Source organism: Fibrobacter sp. UWB5, assembly GCF_002210295.1.
GTDB lineage: Bacteria > Fibrobacterota > Fibrobacteria > Fibrobacterales > Fibrobacteraceae > Fibrobacter.
The window spans coordinates 37,142-54,169 of the sequence record NZ_MWQH01000001.1; the positions used below are offsets into that span (position 1 = coordinate 37,142).

Here is a 17,028-nt window from a genome sequence, read left to right on the forward strand (position 1 = left end):
TAGAGTTAATGGAATAAGCAGTTGAAAAAACTGCGAGATTTACTTTGAACGGTCTTCCTTACAGGGGCTCGTGAAGTGCGATTTCTCAATTGACGGCTAAGCCATATCTTTCGTTGGCACTCCATGCAGATTCCCTCTTTGGTAAAATGAGATTGATCAGTGTCTTCGTTGCAGCGTGGGCACACAACGTAGGTAACCCCTTTTTGCTTCTTGAAACGAGTCGGGTAAAGTTCTTCTGACATTTTGTCCTGCTCGCCTAATTTCCCCGTATCAAGTAAGCCTAGGTAGTAGTTGAGTTTTTTGTACCATTCAAAGGCGCCTAATCGAGTGTTCTCAGTAGAATATTTACCCCCCTTGCTGAAAGTCTCATAGAAAGCCTCTTTTAGGTATTTGGGCAGGTGGCTCCACAGGAATCTCCAGGGACCGTTGGGAGTCTTCTTGTTAGATTTCTCTCCAAGGGGGTACGAAAAATCCATGTTGATGATGTTTCCCTGGGAAGTTTCGCCTCCTTTCTGGTTGTATGGCATTTGCCCTGTTACCATCAAAGAGAACAGAAGGACTGCCACGGCAAAATTTTCGTTGCCTATAGTGCGAAGGAAGCTGTTGTATGCACCCTTGTTTTGCAGTTCGGGTGCGGTAAACGGAATGGTTCCTACAGCGCAGGGATATCCATCTACTTGGTAAGAGTCGCAGTCTACGAAGTACACTTCCTTGGGTGTTCTAACCAGAATGTTATCCGGGTTGATGTCTCCAAGAACGATCCCCTTTGAATGTAGGTAGCCGATTCTTCGTAAGATGTTGACGCAAAGCTCAGTCAGGTCGCGTTTCCGCCAGTGAGGAAATGTCTTCTTAAGAAGCGGCTTGATGTAAAGGTTGCGGAGCTTTACGCCATCTGCCTTCTCCATCAGGTAGCCTACAAATTCGTTTTTCGAGTTGTAAAGTAGTGCCTTAGGAAGGCAGATTCCGGGGCAAGAGAGGCCCATGCGCAGCAACGCCTGGAGCTTCGCGAGCCTATGGGACGTGGTCTTTTCAGGCTTGTAAACTTTAGCCACGTAGGGTGTGTTTGTCTTGAAAACCGAACCCTCACCACCTTCACCCAATACAGAGCCAAGCGTCACAGACTGTTGGTTTTGCGTATGCAGAACATCGCCTGGTTTGACAGACTTGGTCACAGGGAGCCTTCGATCAGGGGCAATTTTTTGCATAGGCTTATTCAAAATCGGGTTCATCGTTGTTCTCCATGGATTCATTGTCATGGGAAGTCGCCTTTCTAGGCAGACTCGCATGTACATTTGGCGGACAGATGGCATTCATGGCGATGATTTCGCCAAGTCTTCTGCAGTGCGACAAGGCATCATCTGGGAAAATGATGTCATACCGCTCATTAGTGAAATCCATTTCCGTAGTTACGGCGTCAGGCGAAACTTGCTTCAGAAAGCGTTCATTACAGACTCTTTTACGGTGATTCTCGCCTTCTTTTTCTGTAAAATACCCTCGAATCTCAAACGTTTCGTCACCAAAAAATGCGTGCAGTATCAGGTTATAATCGGCTAAGCCATCTTGGAGGTTCACTGCAATGAAATAGCGGCACGCATCGTCATTAAACCAGTCTACAATAGTGCCTGTATTGCGCCAATCCAATTGAACGAGGTCTATGTCTTTTTGTGTAATTGGAGGCATCCTGTCGTTTAAGGGCACCTTTTTCGCGACAACATAGCCATCGGTGCTTTTTGTATCAAGTGACAATGTTATGCTGCCGTTTTGGTTGTTTAGACATGTGTAACCGAAGGGAAACATGTCGATCAATTGTTTAGATTCCATGAATTAAGGCTCCTTTGGAATAAGTGGCGTTAAGAAAAATAAAGGGTGGTTCCCATTTTACCATGCGCAGGGAACCTTGGCGCTTTTCTCGGTGATCCACAACACTATTTACCGAGTTTTTCTGCAGCTTCCTGAATTGCCTCAATGATCGGCTTTGCCGCATCAATAAGGGTCTTCGCCACTTCAATCACTTCTTTGACTTGCATTGTTTTCTTCCTATGGTTGTTTCGCCCCTCTCCGGCGCGGGGGCACACGCATGTTCACAAAGTGCAATGCTTGCACTAAGTACGTTCGCTGTCTTTCTTAGTCATCTTTTCGTAGATGGCGATAGCTGCAGCAACGATTTCAAGAACCGTGAGAACTTGTTTCATTGTTGTTTCTCCTAGAGAAGATTGATGCTCCCAGTTTACCGTGCGCCGAGAGCATTCGCGCAAGAGACGGTTTGGTCAATCTTTTGTTACCAACCAAAGAAGCTGCCGAAGAATGAACTAACGCAACTCTTGACCGCACCGAAAGCGCCGCCGATGATGCGACCGCCGATACGACCTACCACACGACCTGCGCTACCGAAGCAGCTGCCAAGGCTTTCTCCCACGTCGGCACCGATGTCGGCGCATTCCGAAATAGATTCGGCGATGTCGTCCATGATGCTCTTGCGATAATCTTTGAGCTCGTCATCATCCGTCCACATTTCACGCTTGCGGTTGATGTTGTTTACGAAAATTGTGCGTTTTTCCTTGGGCGTGTAGTGGACAATCTGGTATAGAAGCTTCGTCAGGTTATAGGGACGCTGCGGCTTGTCGCCATCCTTATAGCCTGCGCTATAGTAGATGGGTTCCACATCAACGCCGGTACTTTCCATGATGCGTCTTTTGACCGATTCCACCTTTTCTTCAAGGAAACGTTCCAGCTCGGGTTCGGGCTTGTTGTTCTCGCGATCCCAGCCGCGACCCTTCATGGCCATGTCGGCCTGGTTGATTGCCACCAGGATGCGCCCCTTGTCCTCGCCCAAGTTTGGCACGATCACGTTGCTGATGAGTTCGAAGGATGTTCCCATGTCGCGGGAACTGCCGTCGAGAATTACCAGCACGAGGTCAATAAGCGGATTGCCTTCGCTGTCGCGTTCGAGGAGCTTTGCCGTCAGGTTTTTCGCATGGCGGTTGTCTGCTTCCTTGCCGTCGCCAAGACCCGGGCTATCCCACAGAATCAGGTTGCCGAGTTCGTACTTTTCGATATCCATTGTCTCGGGATCCACACCTACGCCCACCTTTGACACGTCAGCGTCGAAGAGTGCATTAATCGTGGAGCTCTTGCCACACCCCGTGGCACCCGTAACGAGCAAATTCACTTTTCTGCCCTTGAGCAGGAGCAGGTTGGCAATCAGCTTGCGCTTGATGGCTTCAGGAAGGCCGGAAGCTTCGATATCGCGCTGCATTTTTTCGATGAATTCTTGGTTGTTCTTCATTTTTTTACTCCTATTGAGTTTAGTGTTAGTTTGTGATCGTTTAAGTTTTCCCGTAAAGACTCTCTCATTTTCATGCACAGTTAGCGGGCGGTCGATAGCAGGGGATCTGTGCTACTACAGCATCGATGACTGCTTGCACGTTGTAGCCCGTCTCCGCTGAGAAGCACACCGGCGTACGGATAGAAACGCCCGTCGCCTCGTAAACACGACGCTTGACAGACTCCGCCTTGTCGCGTAGGAACGAATTGAGCTCCGCATCGGGCCTGTTGTTCGCATAATCCCAATGCATCCCTTTCATGGCGACATCGGCTTGATTGATTGCCACCAAGATACGGTCGCGTTCGATATTGGGAACAACCACCTCGTTCAAGAGCGAATAGCACGAACCCATATCGCGAATGCCGCCTTCAAGTACCACCAGGACAAGGTCCATGAAGAGGCAGAGTTTGTTACCCTTCTTGTACGTTTTTAGCAGCGAATCAACGAGCTTGCGCTTGTGTCTCGCATCAGCGGCAGTACTGTCGCCAAGACCCGGCGTGTCCCAAACGCGGAAACGATTGCTAAGCGAGTGTTGACTCACTTCCATCGTTTCGGGATCAACTCCCGTACCTACTTTGGCAACGGGTTTGCTCATAAGAGCGTTCACGAGCGTAGACTTGCCGGCTCCCGTAGCGCCCACAATAAGCACATCGAGAGGCAGGTCGTCACCTACACGGTGGTAGATGTCGTTTTCACGATAGTTCAGGATGTTCATGTCGTTACTCCTTTTGGGAAATTTCTTTCTGTTTCTGTCTATTATATCAGCTGTTGTTTCCGATTCTATAACCAGTATTTTGAAAAAAAAGTGAAGTGGTTCCCGTTTTACCATGCGCAGGGAACCTTGGCGCTATTACACGTAATACGGGTTAAGTTCACGGATCAAACAGATTGCCGATACCGTTGAGAATATCGCATACGCATTCTCCCGCAAATTCAACGGCATCCCCTGCAAGTTCAAGTGTTTCGTAGAGGATTTCGTCAGAATGCTTCGCAACTTCGTTAGCGATGGTTGTGCCGACCTGTGTTCCGATTGTTTTAGCGATGATTTCAATCATTGTGTGTTTCCTTTGGCGCTCCTGCACCGGTTCTATCTATTATATCGGCCGTTAATCCCGATTCTATAACCAGTATTCTGAAAAAAGTGAAGAGGTTCCCGCTTTACTATGCGCAGGGAACCTTGGCGCTACCCATTCTGATTTTCAAGATATTCTTGCAGAAGCTTGGTATTCAGCCGTTTTCTGAGAGACTTGAGATTTTTGCTGACGGCTGGTTGCGAGATGCCTAACAGTTGTGCGACGGCACTTTCACTTTCAGCCTCCCCTTCAATCCATGTTGTCAATATGTCATGCGTGCGACTTTCAGAGGGGACAGCTTCCAATATGGCCTTTATCAGATTATGATTGTCTGTTTCCGAAGAATCAGACTCGTGATTATCGGTGTCAAATTGGCGCCATACCGTTGCGTTCCCGTAATCAACGTACTTGCCAAGCGAAACATTATGCCCGTTGTTGCAGCGCCATGTTCCAGCCTCGGCCTTGTATTGCGCTTTAGCGATTTCGTTTTTCTCCTCAAACGACCATTCAATCTCTCGATTCATCCAGGTTGCAAAAGAACATACGGGCTTGTAGTTTCGGCACGTTTTGTCAAATGCTTCATAGGCGGCACCAAAAACAAACCATTGTTTCCGTGCGTCATCGTTTCGTAACTTTGCAATTTCGTAATCAAAGGGATGTCTGTTGAAATGGTACATGGCCGCCGCCTCAAATTTTTCTCTATAGAAATCATAGAGGGTGTGGATGGAGGCAATGTCGCCGTCATTCTGGACTTTTGCAATGAGGGCAAGGCGTGCTTCTTTATCGAGTTTCATTCTTCTATCTCCTTTTGCACAATGGCAAGAAAACGACATCAGGGACATCCTGATTTCGTGATAGGTTCGGCTCTTTAGAGCGAAAGCGGTAAAGAGCCGTATAGCGCCCGATTTTTGGTATCAGGCAAACCAATCAGATAGAAGCGCCTTTTTGCCGTAGGCGAACGGACTCGAGTTTAATGCCTTCGAGCGAGGCATGGGATTCCTAAAGAATCTTGCTAAGAATGAATGCTGCGATCAATAGCATTTCAGACCTCCGTGTTAGAGTGAATCCAAGTAATGATGATGATGTCAAGGGTTACGCCGCAGAAGCGAGCTTCATCTTGGCGATGGTTGCGTCTGTGGCGACCGATGTGTAGCGATTGAAGAATTTGCCCTCCGCAAAGCCGACTTCTTTCATAGCCACTTCAAAGGGTGTGCTCATGAGAGGGTGGCTGTAGCGGTACTCAGCTTGACCATTTTGGAAAAGCCGCCCGTCTGGAGCTATCATCAGGTAGCTGCCCAGCATAGCAGCATTGTCTTCTACGAAAATATGCTGGCTGGGTGCGCCATCTGATGCGAAAAGATCTTCACGGTAGTTGTTGCGCAGGAACGAGAAAAATTGCTCGTCAGTAACCCCCTTGCAACAGTCAAAGGGAATTTGGCGAAGAATCTTGTATTTTGTTGCGCCAAGAGCGGCGACCTTGTCAACCAGGAGCTCGTTGTAATTGTTCTGATTGACAACAGTGTTTACCTTGATGCGGATTTTCGGGTTGATGGCGCGGAGAGTGACCAACTTGGAAGCTATTTCTTCATAGCTCAATGTCTTGCCGTGGCAATGGCGACCAATCTTGAGATTGGTTTCATGCGAGAAGGAATCAAGAGAAACCCCAACCTGCGAAAACAGGCGGGCAAATGGAAAGATATTTTCTAAATGGCTCCCGTTGGAGATGACGGAAACCTCGGCGCCGTAAGCGCGCGCCGTTTTGGCGACAAACTGAATTTTGTCTTTGAAAAGGGACGGCTCTCCACCGACAATGCTCAAACGCCAAGGTGTACCGGATTCGCCAAAATGGTCCCTATGGAACTTGGCGATGTTCTCGATAATCTGGCGTACATTCGAGGGGTCGTTCCAGACCTCGTTTTGGTGGTTATGCCACTTGGAATAGCACCCTTGGCAGCTGAAGTTACATACAGCGCATGCGTGGAAATTGATGACGAGGGGAAGAGTCGTGTTCTTCATGGGAATCCTATCCTTCTAGGCCCCGACACCGCTTCATTCAACCCAAACTTACTCCCGCCTAGGTTACAAAGGCGAGCTGTAACCTGCGGTTACAGAATTAAAAAAGCGGCACAAAGGCACTATGTATTCATATAAGATTCCCGCTCCGAAGAACAGGAGGCTAAAAAACCTACTTCAATTATATAAAAATCTTGTGGGTTCGGCAAGTTTTTTTTTCAAAAAAGTGATATATTTCACGTTATGAAGTACAGAGAGTATCTAGATACTGCGCAGAGGCACTTGGCAACATGCAAAAAATTTGTAAAAACTATTAATGAAAGTGAAATTTCAGATAAGAAGAACCTGCTAAAGGATATTTATTATTTGTCGGGTTACATTTTTGAAGCCGTCACGGTATTCATTATTTATAAGACAGGATACTCTCATGTAAGAGATCTTTATAAGATGCAAGGCAAAGTGTTTGAGCCGGACAAACATGATGTTGATGAATTTATCAAAGAATTTACGCAATTTACAAAAGTCGATTATTATCCAGTTTATAATGGAATCACAAAAAGAATTTATTTGGGGAGTAGAATAAGAGATCCTATAACTAAAAAAAGGTTGAAAATAAGCGATGATGATAAAAAGTTTTTAAATGAATTTAATGGTCTTAATGCCATAGAACAACATCATTTTGTAAATCTAATAGAAAACATAAAAAATGATAAAGAATTGTTTGACGTCATTTTCCCGCCATCAGAAAACGTTCCCTTTTTTGTCACTCCAGTTACTATTGAGGTTGAAGCTCTTATAAGAGGATGGTCTTCAGGACTTCGATATTCTGATGCCTTTTTGTGGGAAAAAATTGAAAAGGATCTTAACGAATCGTCTTTGAAAGATCTTCTTGATGTTTGTCAAGAAATCGTTTTTTACTCATATCAAAAAAAGACTTGATTATGGTCAGGAGATAGTATGATACTCATAACAACGTATGCAAAAGAGCTTGAAAAATTTCTGACTAAAAAACAGGATTCTAGAGAAGTTCGGAAATTTAAAATTTTTGTACGAATTGGTTTCCAATTGGATGTATATGTTTTTACAGAAGACTGCGAATCCCTGCAGAATATTGAAGCGGAATTTTTTGATTACATTTCAAAAACTGGCTATGCGGTTAATCAGAACAAATTAAGAATATACTTTAATATTTTACCTCTTTCTGAATTAGACGATTCATACTATTCTAAAATGGTTGAAGGTTCGGAATCTATAGACTATGGTCCTCGCTATAGATTTGATTCCTTTTTAGGAAAAAAGCAATATGAAATAGCAGATGCAAGCGAATTTCCTCCTGTAATAACTTTTTATAGCTATAAAGGTGGCGTAGGACGTACAACGGCAATGATTTCTTATGCATTGCACCTAGCTGCGGATAAGGGGAAAAAGGTTGCCATTATTGATTGCGATCTTGAAGCGCCGGGATATTTAAATTTTTTCAATCTATCGGAGCATCCTGAATTAAAAGATGGGAAAAAAAATGGTCTTGTAGAATTTTTATGCGATACGCAATTTGTTGATAAATCGATTGATATAAATAATTATATTTTAAATATTGGGGTTGATAGAAAACTTAGTAAGCAACATCCTGAATTAGAAAACATTTGGTTAATGCCGGCTGGTAATTTGAATGACGGAACTAATGATGGTGTATTTAGCCAAAGTAGGCGCGATTATCTAGAAGGGCTTGCTAAGTTAAATTTAGGCAATACAAAGAATGTTGTGCAAGGATTTAATAACCTTTTTGGGTATCTAAAAAATTTAAATATTGATGTAATCTTAGTCGATTCTAGAACTGGATTTAATGATATATTCGGAAATGCGATTCTATATCTATCTACGTGTGTTGTAGGTCTATTTGGATATAGTCGACAAACAGAGCCCGGATTCATGAATCTTGTAAATATTCACTCGGCGCTTTTGAAGGCGGATGAAAATAAAAATGATAAACATAATGGACAAAGTTTCAAACTGATACTCGCATATTCGATTTTGCCAAACAATGAAAAGGATCGTATTCCTCCACAAATGAGTGATTTTATAAATCGTTCTTATGAGAATATATTTCCGGCACAATATTTTATTCATAGAAATCCTATTTTAGAAAGTATTGGTACGGGAGACGCTGAAATTGATGATCAATTTATAAAAATGAATACGTCCGAATTTGATAAAGATAGGTTTGTAGACTATACAAAATTGTTTGAAGGAATTGATGATTATTGTTTCTCAGAAAGTCAAGATGATTATGATGAAGGAGTTTCTGAATGTTCAACAAAAAAGCTCATTATTTCTGCTGAAGAGATTTCTGATCTCACTTCGAAAATAGATCTAAAAAATATTATTCTTTATCATTTGAAAAATGAACTAGAACATACGGGAAAGCAATCAGGAAAAGACGAGCTTATAGAAAGAGGGTTTCTTTATCGTGAATGCATGAAAAAAGTATTTAACAAGAACTATTTCATCATTGAGGGGATGAAAGGCTCCGGAAAAACATACTTGTGCAAAGCGTTACAGAATAAGAATATTTTAAATAAAATTAAAGAATGTGCTGACGGCGAACAGGACGTTCAGTATACAAGTATTTGTGTTATGGATGGAAATGATAAAATCATTTTTAGCGGTTTATTGGGGGAAACGCTAGATAAATACTCCCCAAATAATATGTCCAACTATGAACATTATTTTAATCATTTTTGGCATATTTTTACTTGGAATAAATTATTGTACGACGATGGAAATGAAAATCTTGCTGCAATTCGTCACAAGGTTATCACTAATAGCGTGCTTACGAACATAGGGATCGAACCATTTGGAGGAAAAGTTGATAAAAACAAATATATCCATTATTTAAATGAAATCGTTAAGAAGGATGCACTTTATTATATTAAGGAAGATATAAAGAATTTTAATAAAGAGCTCAAACAGCAAAGCAAAAAGATCATTTTGCTTTATGATCAAATTGATTCAAAGCTCCCTTATTGGAAATACATTGCGAATTGCCTTATTAAATCTTATTCAGTAAAAAGTATGCGGTATAGCAATATTTTGCCAAAGTTTTTTATTTGTGCAGGTACGCTTGCTCAAGCAAAAGGTAAAGAAAACAATCGTTTTTCTGGCAACATTATTAATATTGAATGGAGCATTGAAGAAACATTTGGACTCCTATTTAAAATCATTTTTTCGGATGAATGTGCGAGCAAGGCGTTTCGAAGTATGGCGATTAAACAAGGAATTGATTTTAACAATATAGATGCTTTAAAGAATGATTTCTTAATTCCCCAAAGGCAGCTAAAATGTCTCTCTAGAGCATCGTTGGAACAACTAGTTCAAGTTTTTTTTGGAAAATACGTCAATCAATTAGGAAAACCATGGGATTATTTTAAGAAAATGTTGTCCAATGCAGATAACAATTCTGTCAATTTATCTTACTTCATAAATATACTCAAAGATAATGCTATTGAACAAGCACTAAAATCAGAACGCTACATAAAAGAAGTCATTTCACCGTCAGTATATACTTCAAATGAGATCTTGAAAAAGGCTGCGGGGAGGTATTTTAAGAATCTGGCAAGCGACAAATCAAACGAGATTCTATTAAAATTTAAGGAAACAGTTCTTCATACTCCACGATTTGTATTTTGTTATAAGTCGATGGAGAGTACTCTGTTTAATCTTTTGATAGAAGAAACTCTTGAAAAAAACAAAGAATCACTTTTATCACCTTCAGTGTATCGCGCGTCGTTTGAGAAATTAAGAAGACTTATTATTGGTCAAGGGATAATGGCGGAAAAATTTACCAATAAGGGTTTATTTTATGTATTTGCTCCGATTTATTGGAGTTTATGGCATTTGCAGAATGGTGCGCTTGATGATGGGTTTTACTTCATTGATAACAAGATGTATATTGAATTATTAAACAAATCAATTGAGCGTAATAGACAATTGAAACGGAATTGTAAAAAAGAACTTCAAATGCTTGCGAAATTGCGCAAGAGAAAGTACTTGTTTAGTGTAACTGGAACTTGTTGATGCCTTTTTATAGAATATATTTTATCCTATAGAATTTTGACTTAACATCTTATATATTGCAAGATGTTAAGTAACAATATTGTCGCTTACTGAACGTTCTTCTTCTCTCGTTTAATCTGCTTCAGCTGCGCAAGTCTTTCGCCGAGTTGCTTTTCCTTGCCGTAGGGTTTGGGCTGGTAAATCTCGGTGCCTTCGAGTTGCTTAGGCAGGTGTTCTTGAGCGGAGTAAGCGCCGGGGCTGTCGTGATCGTACTGGTAGTCGATTCCGTAGCCCAATTTTTCGCCGACCTTCGTGACCGAATTGCGGAAGGCGCGTGGTACAGGGAGAGTGCCTGTCTGCTTCACGATTGAGTCGGCCTTCATTCCTGCGAGTTCCACGCTGTTGCTCTTGGGCGCAAGCGAAAGGTAAATCGCAAGTTCGTCGAGGGCAATCAGACCTTCGGGAATTCCCATAAAGTCATAGGCTTCGCGGGCGCTTGTGGCAAGCAAAAGTGCGTTTGGGTCGGCAAGGCCGATGTCTTCCATGCTCATGCGCATGAGTCTGCGCAGAATGAATCGCGGGTCTTCGCCACCTTGCAGCATGCGGTGCAGCCAGTAGAGGGCGGCATCGGGGTCGCTTCCGCGCACGGACTTGTGCAAAGCCGAAATCAGGTTGTAATGCTCTTCGCCGCCCTTGTCGTAACGCAGGGGCTTCTTGTACTGGAATTCTTCCAGGAGCTTTTCGTCGATGACTTTCTTGTCGCCCAGATTCTTGCCAATCCATTCAATCTGATTCAGCAGGAATCGTGCGTCGCCATCGGACTGCGCGATGAGTTTATCGACGACGGCGTCTTCGACTTCAACATCCTTCAGCTGCAAACCGCGGGGGTGGTCGCGCAAGGCGCTAAAAATCAGCGTACGCAAGTCGTCCTTGCTCAAGGGTGCAAAAAGAATCAGCTGGCAGCGGCTAAGCAAAGCGCTGTTGACCTCAAACCCCGGGTTTTCGGTGGTGGCGCCAATGAGCGTCACCGTGCCGTCCTCGACGGCACCCAACAGCGCATCCTGCTGGCCCTTGTTAAAGCGGTGGATTTCGTCGATAAAGAGAATCGTGTCCTTGAACATCGCCTTCATCTTGCGGGCGTCAGCTAGGACTTCCTTGACTTCTTTCACGCCGCTTGCTACCGCCGAGAGCGCCACGAACGCCTTCTTGGTGTGCTGGCGAATTACGTGGGCAAGGCTTGTCTTTCCGCAGCCCGGAGGGCCCCAAAAGATCATGCTTGGCACGCTGTCGTTTTCAAGACTCTTGCGCAATAGGCTCTGCTCGCCCAGAATCTTGTTCTGGCCTAAGAACTCATCGAGGTTCCTGGGGCGTAATCTTTCGGCGAGCGGCTGGTCCATAAGTCAAATTCTTTATTTCTGTGTACAAATGTATACTATTTCAAGAATCCTGTCAAGCCGTTCTGATATGGGGCGTGGATTTTTTTTTCGCGGGTTTTAACTTATTCCTCGAAAAGCATATCTTCAAAAGGTACAAGTCCGCGATGGAGTGTGTAACAGGTGAATTTCAATGCCGATATGAATTTATCGAAGGGTAGGTCTATGCCGGTTTCCCTATACGAAAGAGTTCCTTCTTCGCAGAGAACGTCAGAAATATTTTCCTTGTCCTTATGGCTTTCGCAGCCCTGAAGGAACAGGTCCGAATCAATTCCCGTATAGGTTTCTTCCCAAAGGACCGTTCCGCCTTCTAAAAATGTAGCCTTGACGGAGGCTCCCTTATTTGGATAGGTCGCATTTACGTGTGCGATGTTTCCTTCATAGTCGACTGTGCAGGACTGGGCTTTTTCGTAGGAACCTTCTAATACCTGTTTTACGTAGTTGTCGCATGCGCCGTTCATGTACTCTTTGATTTCGTCAAGAGTCTTAACAATATCGCTTTCGGCAGCATAGACTACTGCGGTGTCCGAACAGATAACGTGTGGATTCTTCAGGCTGGAATAAGACTCTTTTATGATGCTACACAACTCTTGCAGCACGTCTTCGTATAGGGGGTCTGTTGAGTATAACTCCTCCCTAAATTTCATTCTTTCCGAGATATCGAACTCGGAAAAGGTGGTTAAGGGATCTGTGATATCGGAGCTGGTTACGGCCGAAAAGACGACTTTCGAATCGGTCGTGTAAACTTTGCATTCCTGAGTTATAATGTCGTCGATAAGGGCTTGGCGCTCATAAATCAGGGTCCCGTAGTTGCCTTCGTTTATGTCGTGGATGGCGCTGTTCCAAGAGTCTTCGCTCGAGGTTGAATCGGTGCATGCCCAGAAGGCCAACGGAATAGAAATCCATGCAAGTTTAGTGAATGTCATAAGATCTCTTCGTTATGTCCAAAGTATTAGGATTACCCGTTCACAAATTCAAACTTAGAGAATCCGCTCGGCAGTTCGCGAGTGGGGCGGCCGCCCTTGGTCATGCAATGCAGAGTAGAACCTAAGGTGCACAGGTTTCCGTTCACGTATACTTTGTATTCAAAACGGACCTTGAGGCCTTCGCGGATCATCGAAGTTTCGACGTCTACGAAATCGCCGTAGCGGGTGGGCTGCTTGAACTTGACGTTCAGTTCCAGGACCGGCGCTCCGAAACCTTCGGCTTCCATATCGGCGTAGCTTGCACCTGCGGTGCGGAAGTATTCGGTGCGGGCCTGCTCGAACCATACGGCGTAAACGGAGTGGTGGACGATTCCCATCTGGTCGGTTTCCGCGTAGCGGACTTCAATACGTGCGGTGTGCTTGTAGGTGCAAATTTCCATGCCCAAAATATATAAAACTCCTTAAATTAACTTGTTGCCAATGCCGAAAAAAAGACTATATTGTAGAGCATAATATTGAGGAGGATAAATGAAATCTATTTCTAAGGCCCATTTTTTCAAGACAGGCGTCATGTTGCTGCCCTTTGTTTTTGGGGCTTGCACGACAGACGAGTCTTCTTCGGCGTGGGAACGCCCCGACAGTTTCGGTGACGTCCTGTACGAACGCCATTTGGGCAAGGGGACGAGTGCTGCATTTGAATGCAAGGTGTATTCCCAGAACAACCATGTGTCGCTCGAAATGATTTTTGACGTGCCGGCGTACCAGTCCACGATGAATGCCGTGTACTATTTCGAAGTGGGTGACCCTGCCAATATGTATGTCGACATTTTGTTGTCGGGCATGTTCCAGGACGAATCCGACGATGCATGCGCAGGTCTTAAGGCGAACAACGAAGGGATGAAGGTGTCGTGTTCCCGTTCCCATGTGACCGGTAAGAGTGAACTGGAGTCCGTGAGCGAAGCTTCGTCATCGCTGGTACTTGGCATGATGGTGCCCAAGTTCAAGAGCCAGTGCGATAATTTCTATGACAACTATAAGGACATAATGTCGGGCTTGCCGGGGAGATGGAACTATGGCAACGGTGAGCCTGCCGAGCCGGCCCTGCTCTGCGATGTGAATCTTACTGACGATGCCCTTCACATGAATGTAGACTATTCGACGAGGTCTATGGCCATGGAAGTGACCCATTATAGTATTAATGGTGAGCCTATGGGTGCGTTTAGAGTCGCTGAGAGCTATGCCGGAGTTCCGGCGGATACGCTTGCGATGATTTGCAGCGCCTATCGTCAAGAATCCGATCTCTCTGGCGTATATTGCGAGGGCTCTACCATATCTTACTTGGCTCCCGAAGAGCAGGATGGCGAGGTCATGACCCTCGAAGACATGGCCGTAGTCTATAAAAAGGAAGTTTGCCCGGGCCTTTTAGACGGTTCACTTAGCATGGAAGACTTGTGGTTTAACGACTAATATATAACTAGTTGTTATTGAATAATTTAGGCCCCTTTTCCTCCGAAAAGGGGTTCTTTTTTGGCTTTTCAAAACTATTCACAATCTATTCACACTCTTTTATCTAATATGTAGACAGATTTCTTGAAAAAAATGAAAAATTTTTGCTTTTTTTGACGATTTTCGTTGACAAAACCCATTAAAACTTATTAAATTTGGCTCACTCCTATGTTCAGTAATGAAACTAGGGTGTGCCAAAGTAGCTCAGCTGGTAGAGCAGCTGATTTGTAATCAGCCGGTCGTAGGTTCGATTCCTATCTTTGGCTTAGACATAATGGGTCGTTGCCCGAGTGGTTAAAGGGGACGGACTGTAAATCCGTTGGCTTACGCCTACCGTGGTTCGAAACCACGACGGCCCACGATAAAACGCCTGCTGAAGCAGAGAGCGCTTCAGCAGGCTATTAAGCCCAGGTAGCTCAGTGGTAGAGCACTTCCTTGGTAAGGAAGAGGTCTCGGGTCCGACTCCCGATCTGGGCTCTCACTAATTGGAGATAGAATCATGGCAAAAGAACATTTTGACAGAAGCAAGCCGCACTGCAACATCGGCACCATCGGCCACGTTGACCACGGCAAAACCACTCTGACCGCCGCAATCTGCACGACTCTCGCTGCACGCGGCCTCGCCGCCGCCAAGCGTTTCGACGAAATCGACAACGCTCCCGAAGAAAAGGCCCGCGGCATCACGATCAACACCTCCCACGTGGAATACACCACTGCAAACCGTCACTACGCTCACGTCGACTGCCCGGGGCACGCCGACTACGTCAAGAACATGGTGACCGGTGCTGCCCAGATGGACGGCGCCATCCTCGTCGTTGCAGCTACCGACGGCCCGATGCCGCAGACCCGTGAACACATCCTCCTCGCTCACCAGGTGGGCGTGCCGAAGATCGTCGTGTTCATGAACAAGGTCGACATGGTGGACGACGAAGAACTCCTCGACCTCGTGGAAATGGAAGTTCGCGACCTTCTGTCCAAGTACGAATTTGACGGCGACAACACCCCGATCATCCGCGGTTCCGCTCTCAAGGCCCTCGAAGGCGACCCCGCCTACCAGGACAAGATCATGGAACTCATGGACGCCTGCGACACCTACATCCCGCTTCCGGCCCGTGAAACCGAAAAGCCGTTCCTGATGCCGATCGAAGACGTGTTCACCATCACTGGTCGTGGCACCGTCGCTACCGGTCGTATCGAACGCGGCGTGGTTCACCTGAACGACAAGGTCGAACGCGTTGGTCTCGGCGAAACCGCCGAATACGTTGTTACCGGCGTTGAAATGTTCCGCAAGCTCCTCGACGACGCCCAGGCTGGCGACAACGTCGGTTTGCTCCTCCGCGGTGCAGAAAAGAAGGACATCAGCCGCGGCCAGGTGCTCGCTGCTCCGAAGTCCGTGACCCCGCACGCCGAATTCAAGGCAGAAATCTACGTCCTGACGAAGGACGAAGGTGGCCGCCACACTCCGTTCATGAACGGCTACCGTCCTCAGTTCTACTTCCGCACCACCGACGTGACTGGCACGATCCAGCTCCCGGAAGGTGTTGAAATGGTGACTCCGGGTGACACCGTGACCATTCACGTGAACCTGATCGCCCCGGTGGCAATGGAAAAGCAGCTCCGCTTCGCAATCCGCGAAGGTGGCCGTACCGTTGGCGCTGGCTCCGTAACCGAAATCATCAAGTAATCGGATAATAAAATGCCCAGAGAACTCATCACGCTCGAATGCACCGAATGCAATCAGCGCAACTATGACTGCGACAAGAACAAGCGTCTTCACCCCTCCCGCGTGGAGTACAAGAAGTACTGCCCGTTCTGCCGCAAGCATACTGTTCACAAGGAAACCAAGTAAGGAAGTCCGAATAGGTCGGTAGCTCAATTGGTAGAGTCACGGTCTCCAAAACCGTTGGTTGGGGGTTCGAGTCCCTCCCGACCTGCTCACTTCCTGGAGTCATTATGCGCAAGATCCAGCAATATGTCAAGGAATCCATCGAGGAACTGAAGAAAGTTACTTGGCCTACTTGGGAAGAACTTAAGGGTTCGACTTTGGTAGTGATGCTTTTCAGCGTCATTATGGGTCTGTACATTGCCGGACTCGACGTTGGTTTCTCTTGGATCATTGACAAAATTATGGGAAGAGGTTAATGTATGCTTTGGTATGCCATTCACACCTTTTCCGGTCAAGAAAATAACATTAAGAAACGTATCGAGCAGATGATTGAACGCGAAGGCGTTCAGGAAAAGTTCGGCCGTATCATTGTTCCGACCCGCGAAGTGGTTTCCACCGTTCGCGGTCGTCGTCATGTATCGGTGCAGAACGCAATGCCCACTTACGTTTTCATCGAAATGGTGCTGGACGAGCTCACCCAGCATTTGGTGATGAACATCAATGGCGTCACCCATTTCTTAGGAATGACACCCACCAAGAGGGTGGCTATTCCTTTACAACAGAGCGAGGTCGATCGTCTTCTTGGAGTTGATCCTAGTGGCTCCGCGGAAGGCGAGATCCAAAATCCGTATACAATTGGCGAAAATGTCCGCATCAAGGAAGGTCCTTTCAAGGACTTTGTGGGCGTCGTAGACGAAATTATGGAAGACAAGACCAAGATCAAGGTCATGGTCACCGTCTTCGGTCGTTCTACGCCTGTCGAACTTTCCTACAACCAGGTTGAGTCCGACATCGCTTAAGACTACGGTTTTGA

General features: G+C 45.6%; 17 protein-coding genes and 4 tRNA genes. 11 read left to right on the forward strand and 10 right to left on the reverse strand.

What is annotated here, in order from left to right; genetic code table 11:
• Positions 1-5: 5 nt before the first annotated feature.
• The 7 genes from B7989_RS00240 to B7989_RS00270 form a co-directional block, all read right to left on the reverse strand.
• The gene (locus B7989_RS00240) at positions 6-1,229 is read right to left on the reverse strand and encodes a serine/threonine protein kinase (RefSeq protein ID WP_233144182.1); all 1,224 of its coding nucleotides are present in this window, start codon (positions 1,227-1,229) and stop codon (positions 6-8) included.
• A complete protein-coding gene (locus B7989_RS00245) occupies positions 1,210-1,821 on the reverse strand; it encodes a hypothetical protein (RefSeq protein WP_088626666.1) in 612 nt (203 codons plus the stop codon). Before B7989_RS00245 ends, B7989_RS00240 begins: the two co-directional genes overlap by 20 nt.
• 457 nt (positions 1,822-2,278) lie before the next feature.
• Complete coding sequence (locus tag B7989_RS00250; protein WP_088626667.1) at positions 2,279-3,286, reverse strand: GTPase family protein; 1,008 nt, start codon at positions 3,284-3,286, stop codon at positions 2,279-2,281.
• Between the two features lie 70 nt (positions 3,287-3,356).
• The gene (locus tag B7989_RS00255) at positions 3,357-4,040 is read right to left on the reverse strand and encodes a GTPase family protein (RefSeq protein ID WP_088626668.1); all 684 of its coding nucleotides are present in this window, start codon (positions 4,038-4,040) and stop codon (positions 3,357-3,359) included.
• 157 nt (positions 4,041-4,197) lie between these two features.
• Positions 4,198-4,380 carry a hypothetical protein gene (locus B7989_RS00260; RefSeq protein ID WP_088626669.1) on the reverse strand — a complete coding sequence of 61 codons (183 nt, stop codon included), beginning with the start codon at positions 4,378-4,380 and terminating at the stop codon, positions 4,198-4,200.
• A 128-nt stretch (positions 4,381-4,508) separates the two neighbouring features.
• On the reverse strand, positions 4,509-5,192 hold the full coding sequence (locus B7989_RS00265) for a LysR family transcriptional regulator (RefSeq protein ID WP_158212834.1): 684 nt from the start codon (positions 5,190-5,192) through the stop codon (positions 4,509-4,511).
• 298 nt (positions 5,193-5,490) lie between these two features.
• Entirely contained in the window at positions 5,491-6,414 is a 924-nt protein-coding gene (locus B7989_RS00270) for a viperin family antiviral radical SAM protein (RefSeq protein WP_088626671.1), read from the reverse strand.
• Between the two features lie 240 nt (positions 6,415-6,654).
• On the opposite strand from B7989_RS00270, the gene B7989_RS00275 reads away from it, so the two are divergent.
• Entirely contained in the window at positions 6,655-7,350 is a 696-nt protein-coding gene (locus tag B7989_RS00275) for a hypothetical protein (protein ID WP_088626672.1), read from the forward strand.
• An 18-nt stretch (positions 7,351-7,368) separates the two neighbouring features.
• Positions 7,369-10,485: a KGGVGR-motif variant AAA ATPase gene (locus B7989_RS00280; RefSeq protein ID WP_088626673.1), complete on the forward strand. Its 3,117-nt coding sequence runs from the start codon at positions 7,369-7,371 to the stop codon at positions 10,483-10,485.
• Positions 10,486-10,571: 86 nt separating this feature from the next.
• On the opposite strand, the gene B7989_RS00285 is transcribed toward B7989_RS00280, so the two are convergent.
• The 3 genes from B7989_RS00285 to B7989_RS00295 form a co-directional block, all read right to left on the reverse strand.
• Entirely contained in the window at positions 10,572-11,861 is a 1,290-nt protein-coding gene (locus B7989_RS00285) for a replication-associated recombination protein A (protein WP_088626674.1), read from the reverse strand.
• A 101-nt stretch (positions 11,862-11,962) separates the two neighbouring features.
• The gene (locus tag B7989_RS00290; protein ID WP_088626675.1) at positions 11,963-12,823 is read right to left on the reverse strand and encodes a hypothetical protein; all 861 of its coding nucleotides are present in this window, start codon (positions 12,821-12,823) and stop codon (positions 11,963-11,965) included.
• A 32-nt stretch (positions 12,824-12,855) separates the two neighbouring features.
• Entirely contained in the window at positions 12,856-13,263 is a 408-nt protein-coding gene (locus B7989_RS00295; protein ID WP_088626676.1) for a thioesterase family protein, read from the reverse strand.
• An 88-nt stretch (positions 13,264-13,351) separates the two neighbouring features.
• Between B7989_RS00295 and B7989_RS00300 the strand changes: the two genes are divergently transcribed.
• The 9 genes from B7989_RS00300 to nusG all read left to right on the forward strand — a co-directional run bounded on the left by B7989_RS00300 (position 13,352) and on the right by nusG (position 17,014).
• Positions 13,352-14,290: a hypothetical protein gene (locus tag B7989_RS00300; RefSeq protein ID WP_088626677.1), complete on the forward strand. Its 939-nt coding sequence runs from the start codon at positions 13,352-13,354 to the stop codon at positions 14,288-14,290.
• Between the two features lie 232 nt (positions 14,291-14,522).
• Positions 14,523-14,595: transfer RNA gene (locus B7989_RS00305), tRNA-Thr, on the forward strand.
• A 10-nt stretch (positions 14,596-14,605) separates the two neighbouring features.
• Positions 14,606-14,688: transfer RNA gene (locus tag B7989_RS00310), tRNA-Tyr, on the forward strand.
• Between the two features lie 46 nt (positions 14,689-14,734).
• Positions 14,735-14,806, forward strand: a tRNA-Thr gene (locus B7989_RS00315).
• Positions 14,807-14,828: 22 nt separating this feature from the next.
• Positions 14,829-16,013, forward strand: a complete 1,185-nt coding sequence (gene tuf, locus B7989_RS00320; RefSeq protein ID WP_072981006.1) for an elongation factor Tu — start codon at positions 14,829-14,831, stop codon at positions 16,011-16,013.
• Positions 16,014-16,025: 12 nt separating this feature from the next.
• Entirely contained in the window at positions 16,026-16,178 is a 153-nt protein-coding gene (rpmG, locus tag B7989_RS00325) for a 50S ribosomal protein L33 (protein WP_072801172.1), read from the forward strand.
• Positions 16,179-16,190: 12 nt separating this feature from the next.
• Positions 16,191-16,263 (forward strand) — tRNA-Trp (locus B7989_RS00330).
• A 19-nt stretch (positions 16,264-16,282) separates the two neighbouring features.
• Positions 16,283-16,471, forward strand: a complete 189-nt coding sequence (gene secE, locus B7989_RS00335) for a preprotein translocase subunit SecE (protein ID WP_072980610.1) — start codon at positions 16,283-16,285, stop codon at positions 16,469-16,471.
• 3 nt (positions 16,472-16,474) lie between these two features.
• On the forward strand, positions 16,475-17,014 hold the full coding sequence (gene nusG / locus B7989_RS00340) for a transcription termination/antitermination protein NusG (RefSeq protein ID WP_073322889.1): 540 nt from the start codon (positions 16,475-16,477) through the stop codon (positions 17,012-17,014).
• Positions 17,015-17,028 lie beyond the last annotated feature (14 nt).

Excerpts from the sequence above, each read along its gene's own strand:
- B7989_RS00240 (WP_233144182.1), bottom strand. The coding sequence starts at position 1,229 with ATGAACCCGATTTTGAATAAGCCTATGCAAAAAATTGCCCCTGATCGA.
- B7989_RS00245 (WP_088626666.1), bottom strand. The coding sequence starts at position 1,821 with ATGGAATCTAAACAATTGATCGACATGTTTCCCTTCGGTTACACATGT.
- B7989_RS00250 (WP_088626667.1), bottom strand. The coding sequence starts at position 3,286 with ATGAAGAACAACCAAGAATTCATCGAAAAAATGCAGCGCGATATCGAA.
- B7989_RS00255 (WP_088626668.1), bottom strand. The coding sequence starts at position 4,040 with ATGAACATCCTGAACTATCGTGAAAACGACATCTACCACCGTGTAGGT.
- B7989_RS00260 (WP_088626669.1), bottom strand. The coding sequence starts at position 4,380 with ATGATTGAAATCATCGCTAAAACAATCGGAACACAGGTCGGCACAACC.
- B7989_RS00265 (WP_158212834.1), bottom strand. The coding sequence starts at position 5,192 with ATGAAACTCGATAAAGAAGCACGCCTTGCCCTCATTGCAAAAGTCCAG.
- B7989_RS00270 (WP_088626671.1), bottom strand. The coding sequence starts at position 6,414 with ATGAAGAACACGACTCTTCCCCTCGTCATCAATTTCCACGCATGCGCT.
- B7989_RS00275 (WP_088626672.1), top strand. The coding sequence starts at position 6,655 with ATGAAGTACAGAGAGTATCTAGATACTGCGCAGAGGCACTTGGCAACA.
- B7989_RS00280 (WP_088626673.1), top strand. The coding sequence starts at position 7,369 with ATGATACTCATAACAACGTATGCAAAAGAGCTTGAAAAATTTCTGACT.
- B7989_RS00285 (WP_088626674.1), bottom strand. The coding sequence starts at position 11,861 with ATGGACCAGCCGCTCGCCGAAAGATTACGCCCCAGGAACCTCGATGAG.
- B7989_RS00290 (WP_088626675.1), bottom strand. The coding sequence starts at position 12,823 with ATGACATTCACTAAACTTGCATGGATTTCTATTCCGTTGGCCTTCTGG.
- B7989_RS00295 (WP_088626676.1), bottom strand. The coding sequence starts at position 13,263 with ATGGAAATTTGCACCTACAAGCACACCGCACGTATTGAAGTCCGCTAC.
- B7989_RS00300 (WP_088626677.1), top strand. The coding sequence starts at position 13,352 with ATGAAATCTATTTCTAAGGCCCATTTTTTCAAGACAGGCGTCATGTTG.
- tuf (WP_072981006.1), top strand. The coding sequence starts at position 14,829 with ATGGCAAAAGAACATTTTGACAGAAGCAAGCCGCACTGCAACATCGGC.
- rpmG (WP_072801172.1), top strand. The coding sequence starts at position 16,026 with ATGCCCAGAGAACTCATCACGCTCGAATGCACCGAATGCAATCAGCGC.
- secE (WP_072980610.1), top strand. The coding sequence starts at position 16,283 with ATGCGCAAGATCCAGCAATATGTCAAGGAATCCATCGAGGAACTGAAG.
- nusG (WP_073322889.1), top strand. The coding sequence starts at position 16,475 with ATGCTTTGGTATGCCATTCACACCTTTTCCGGTCAAGAAAATAACATT.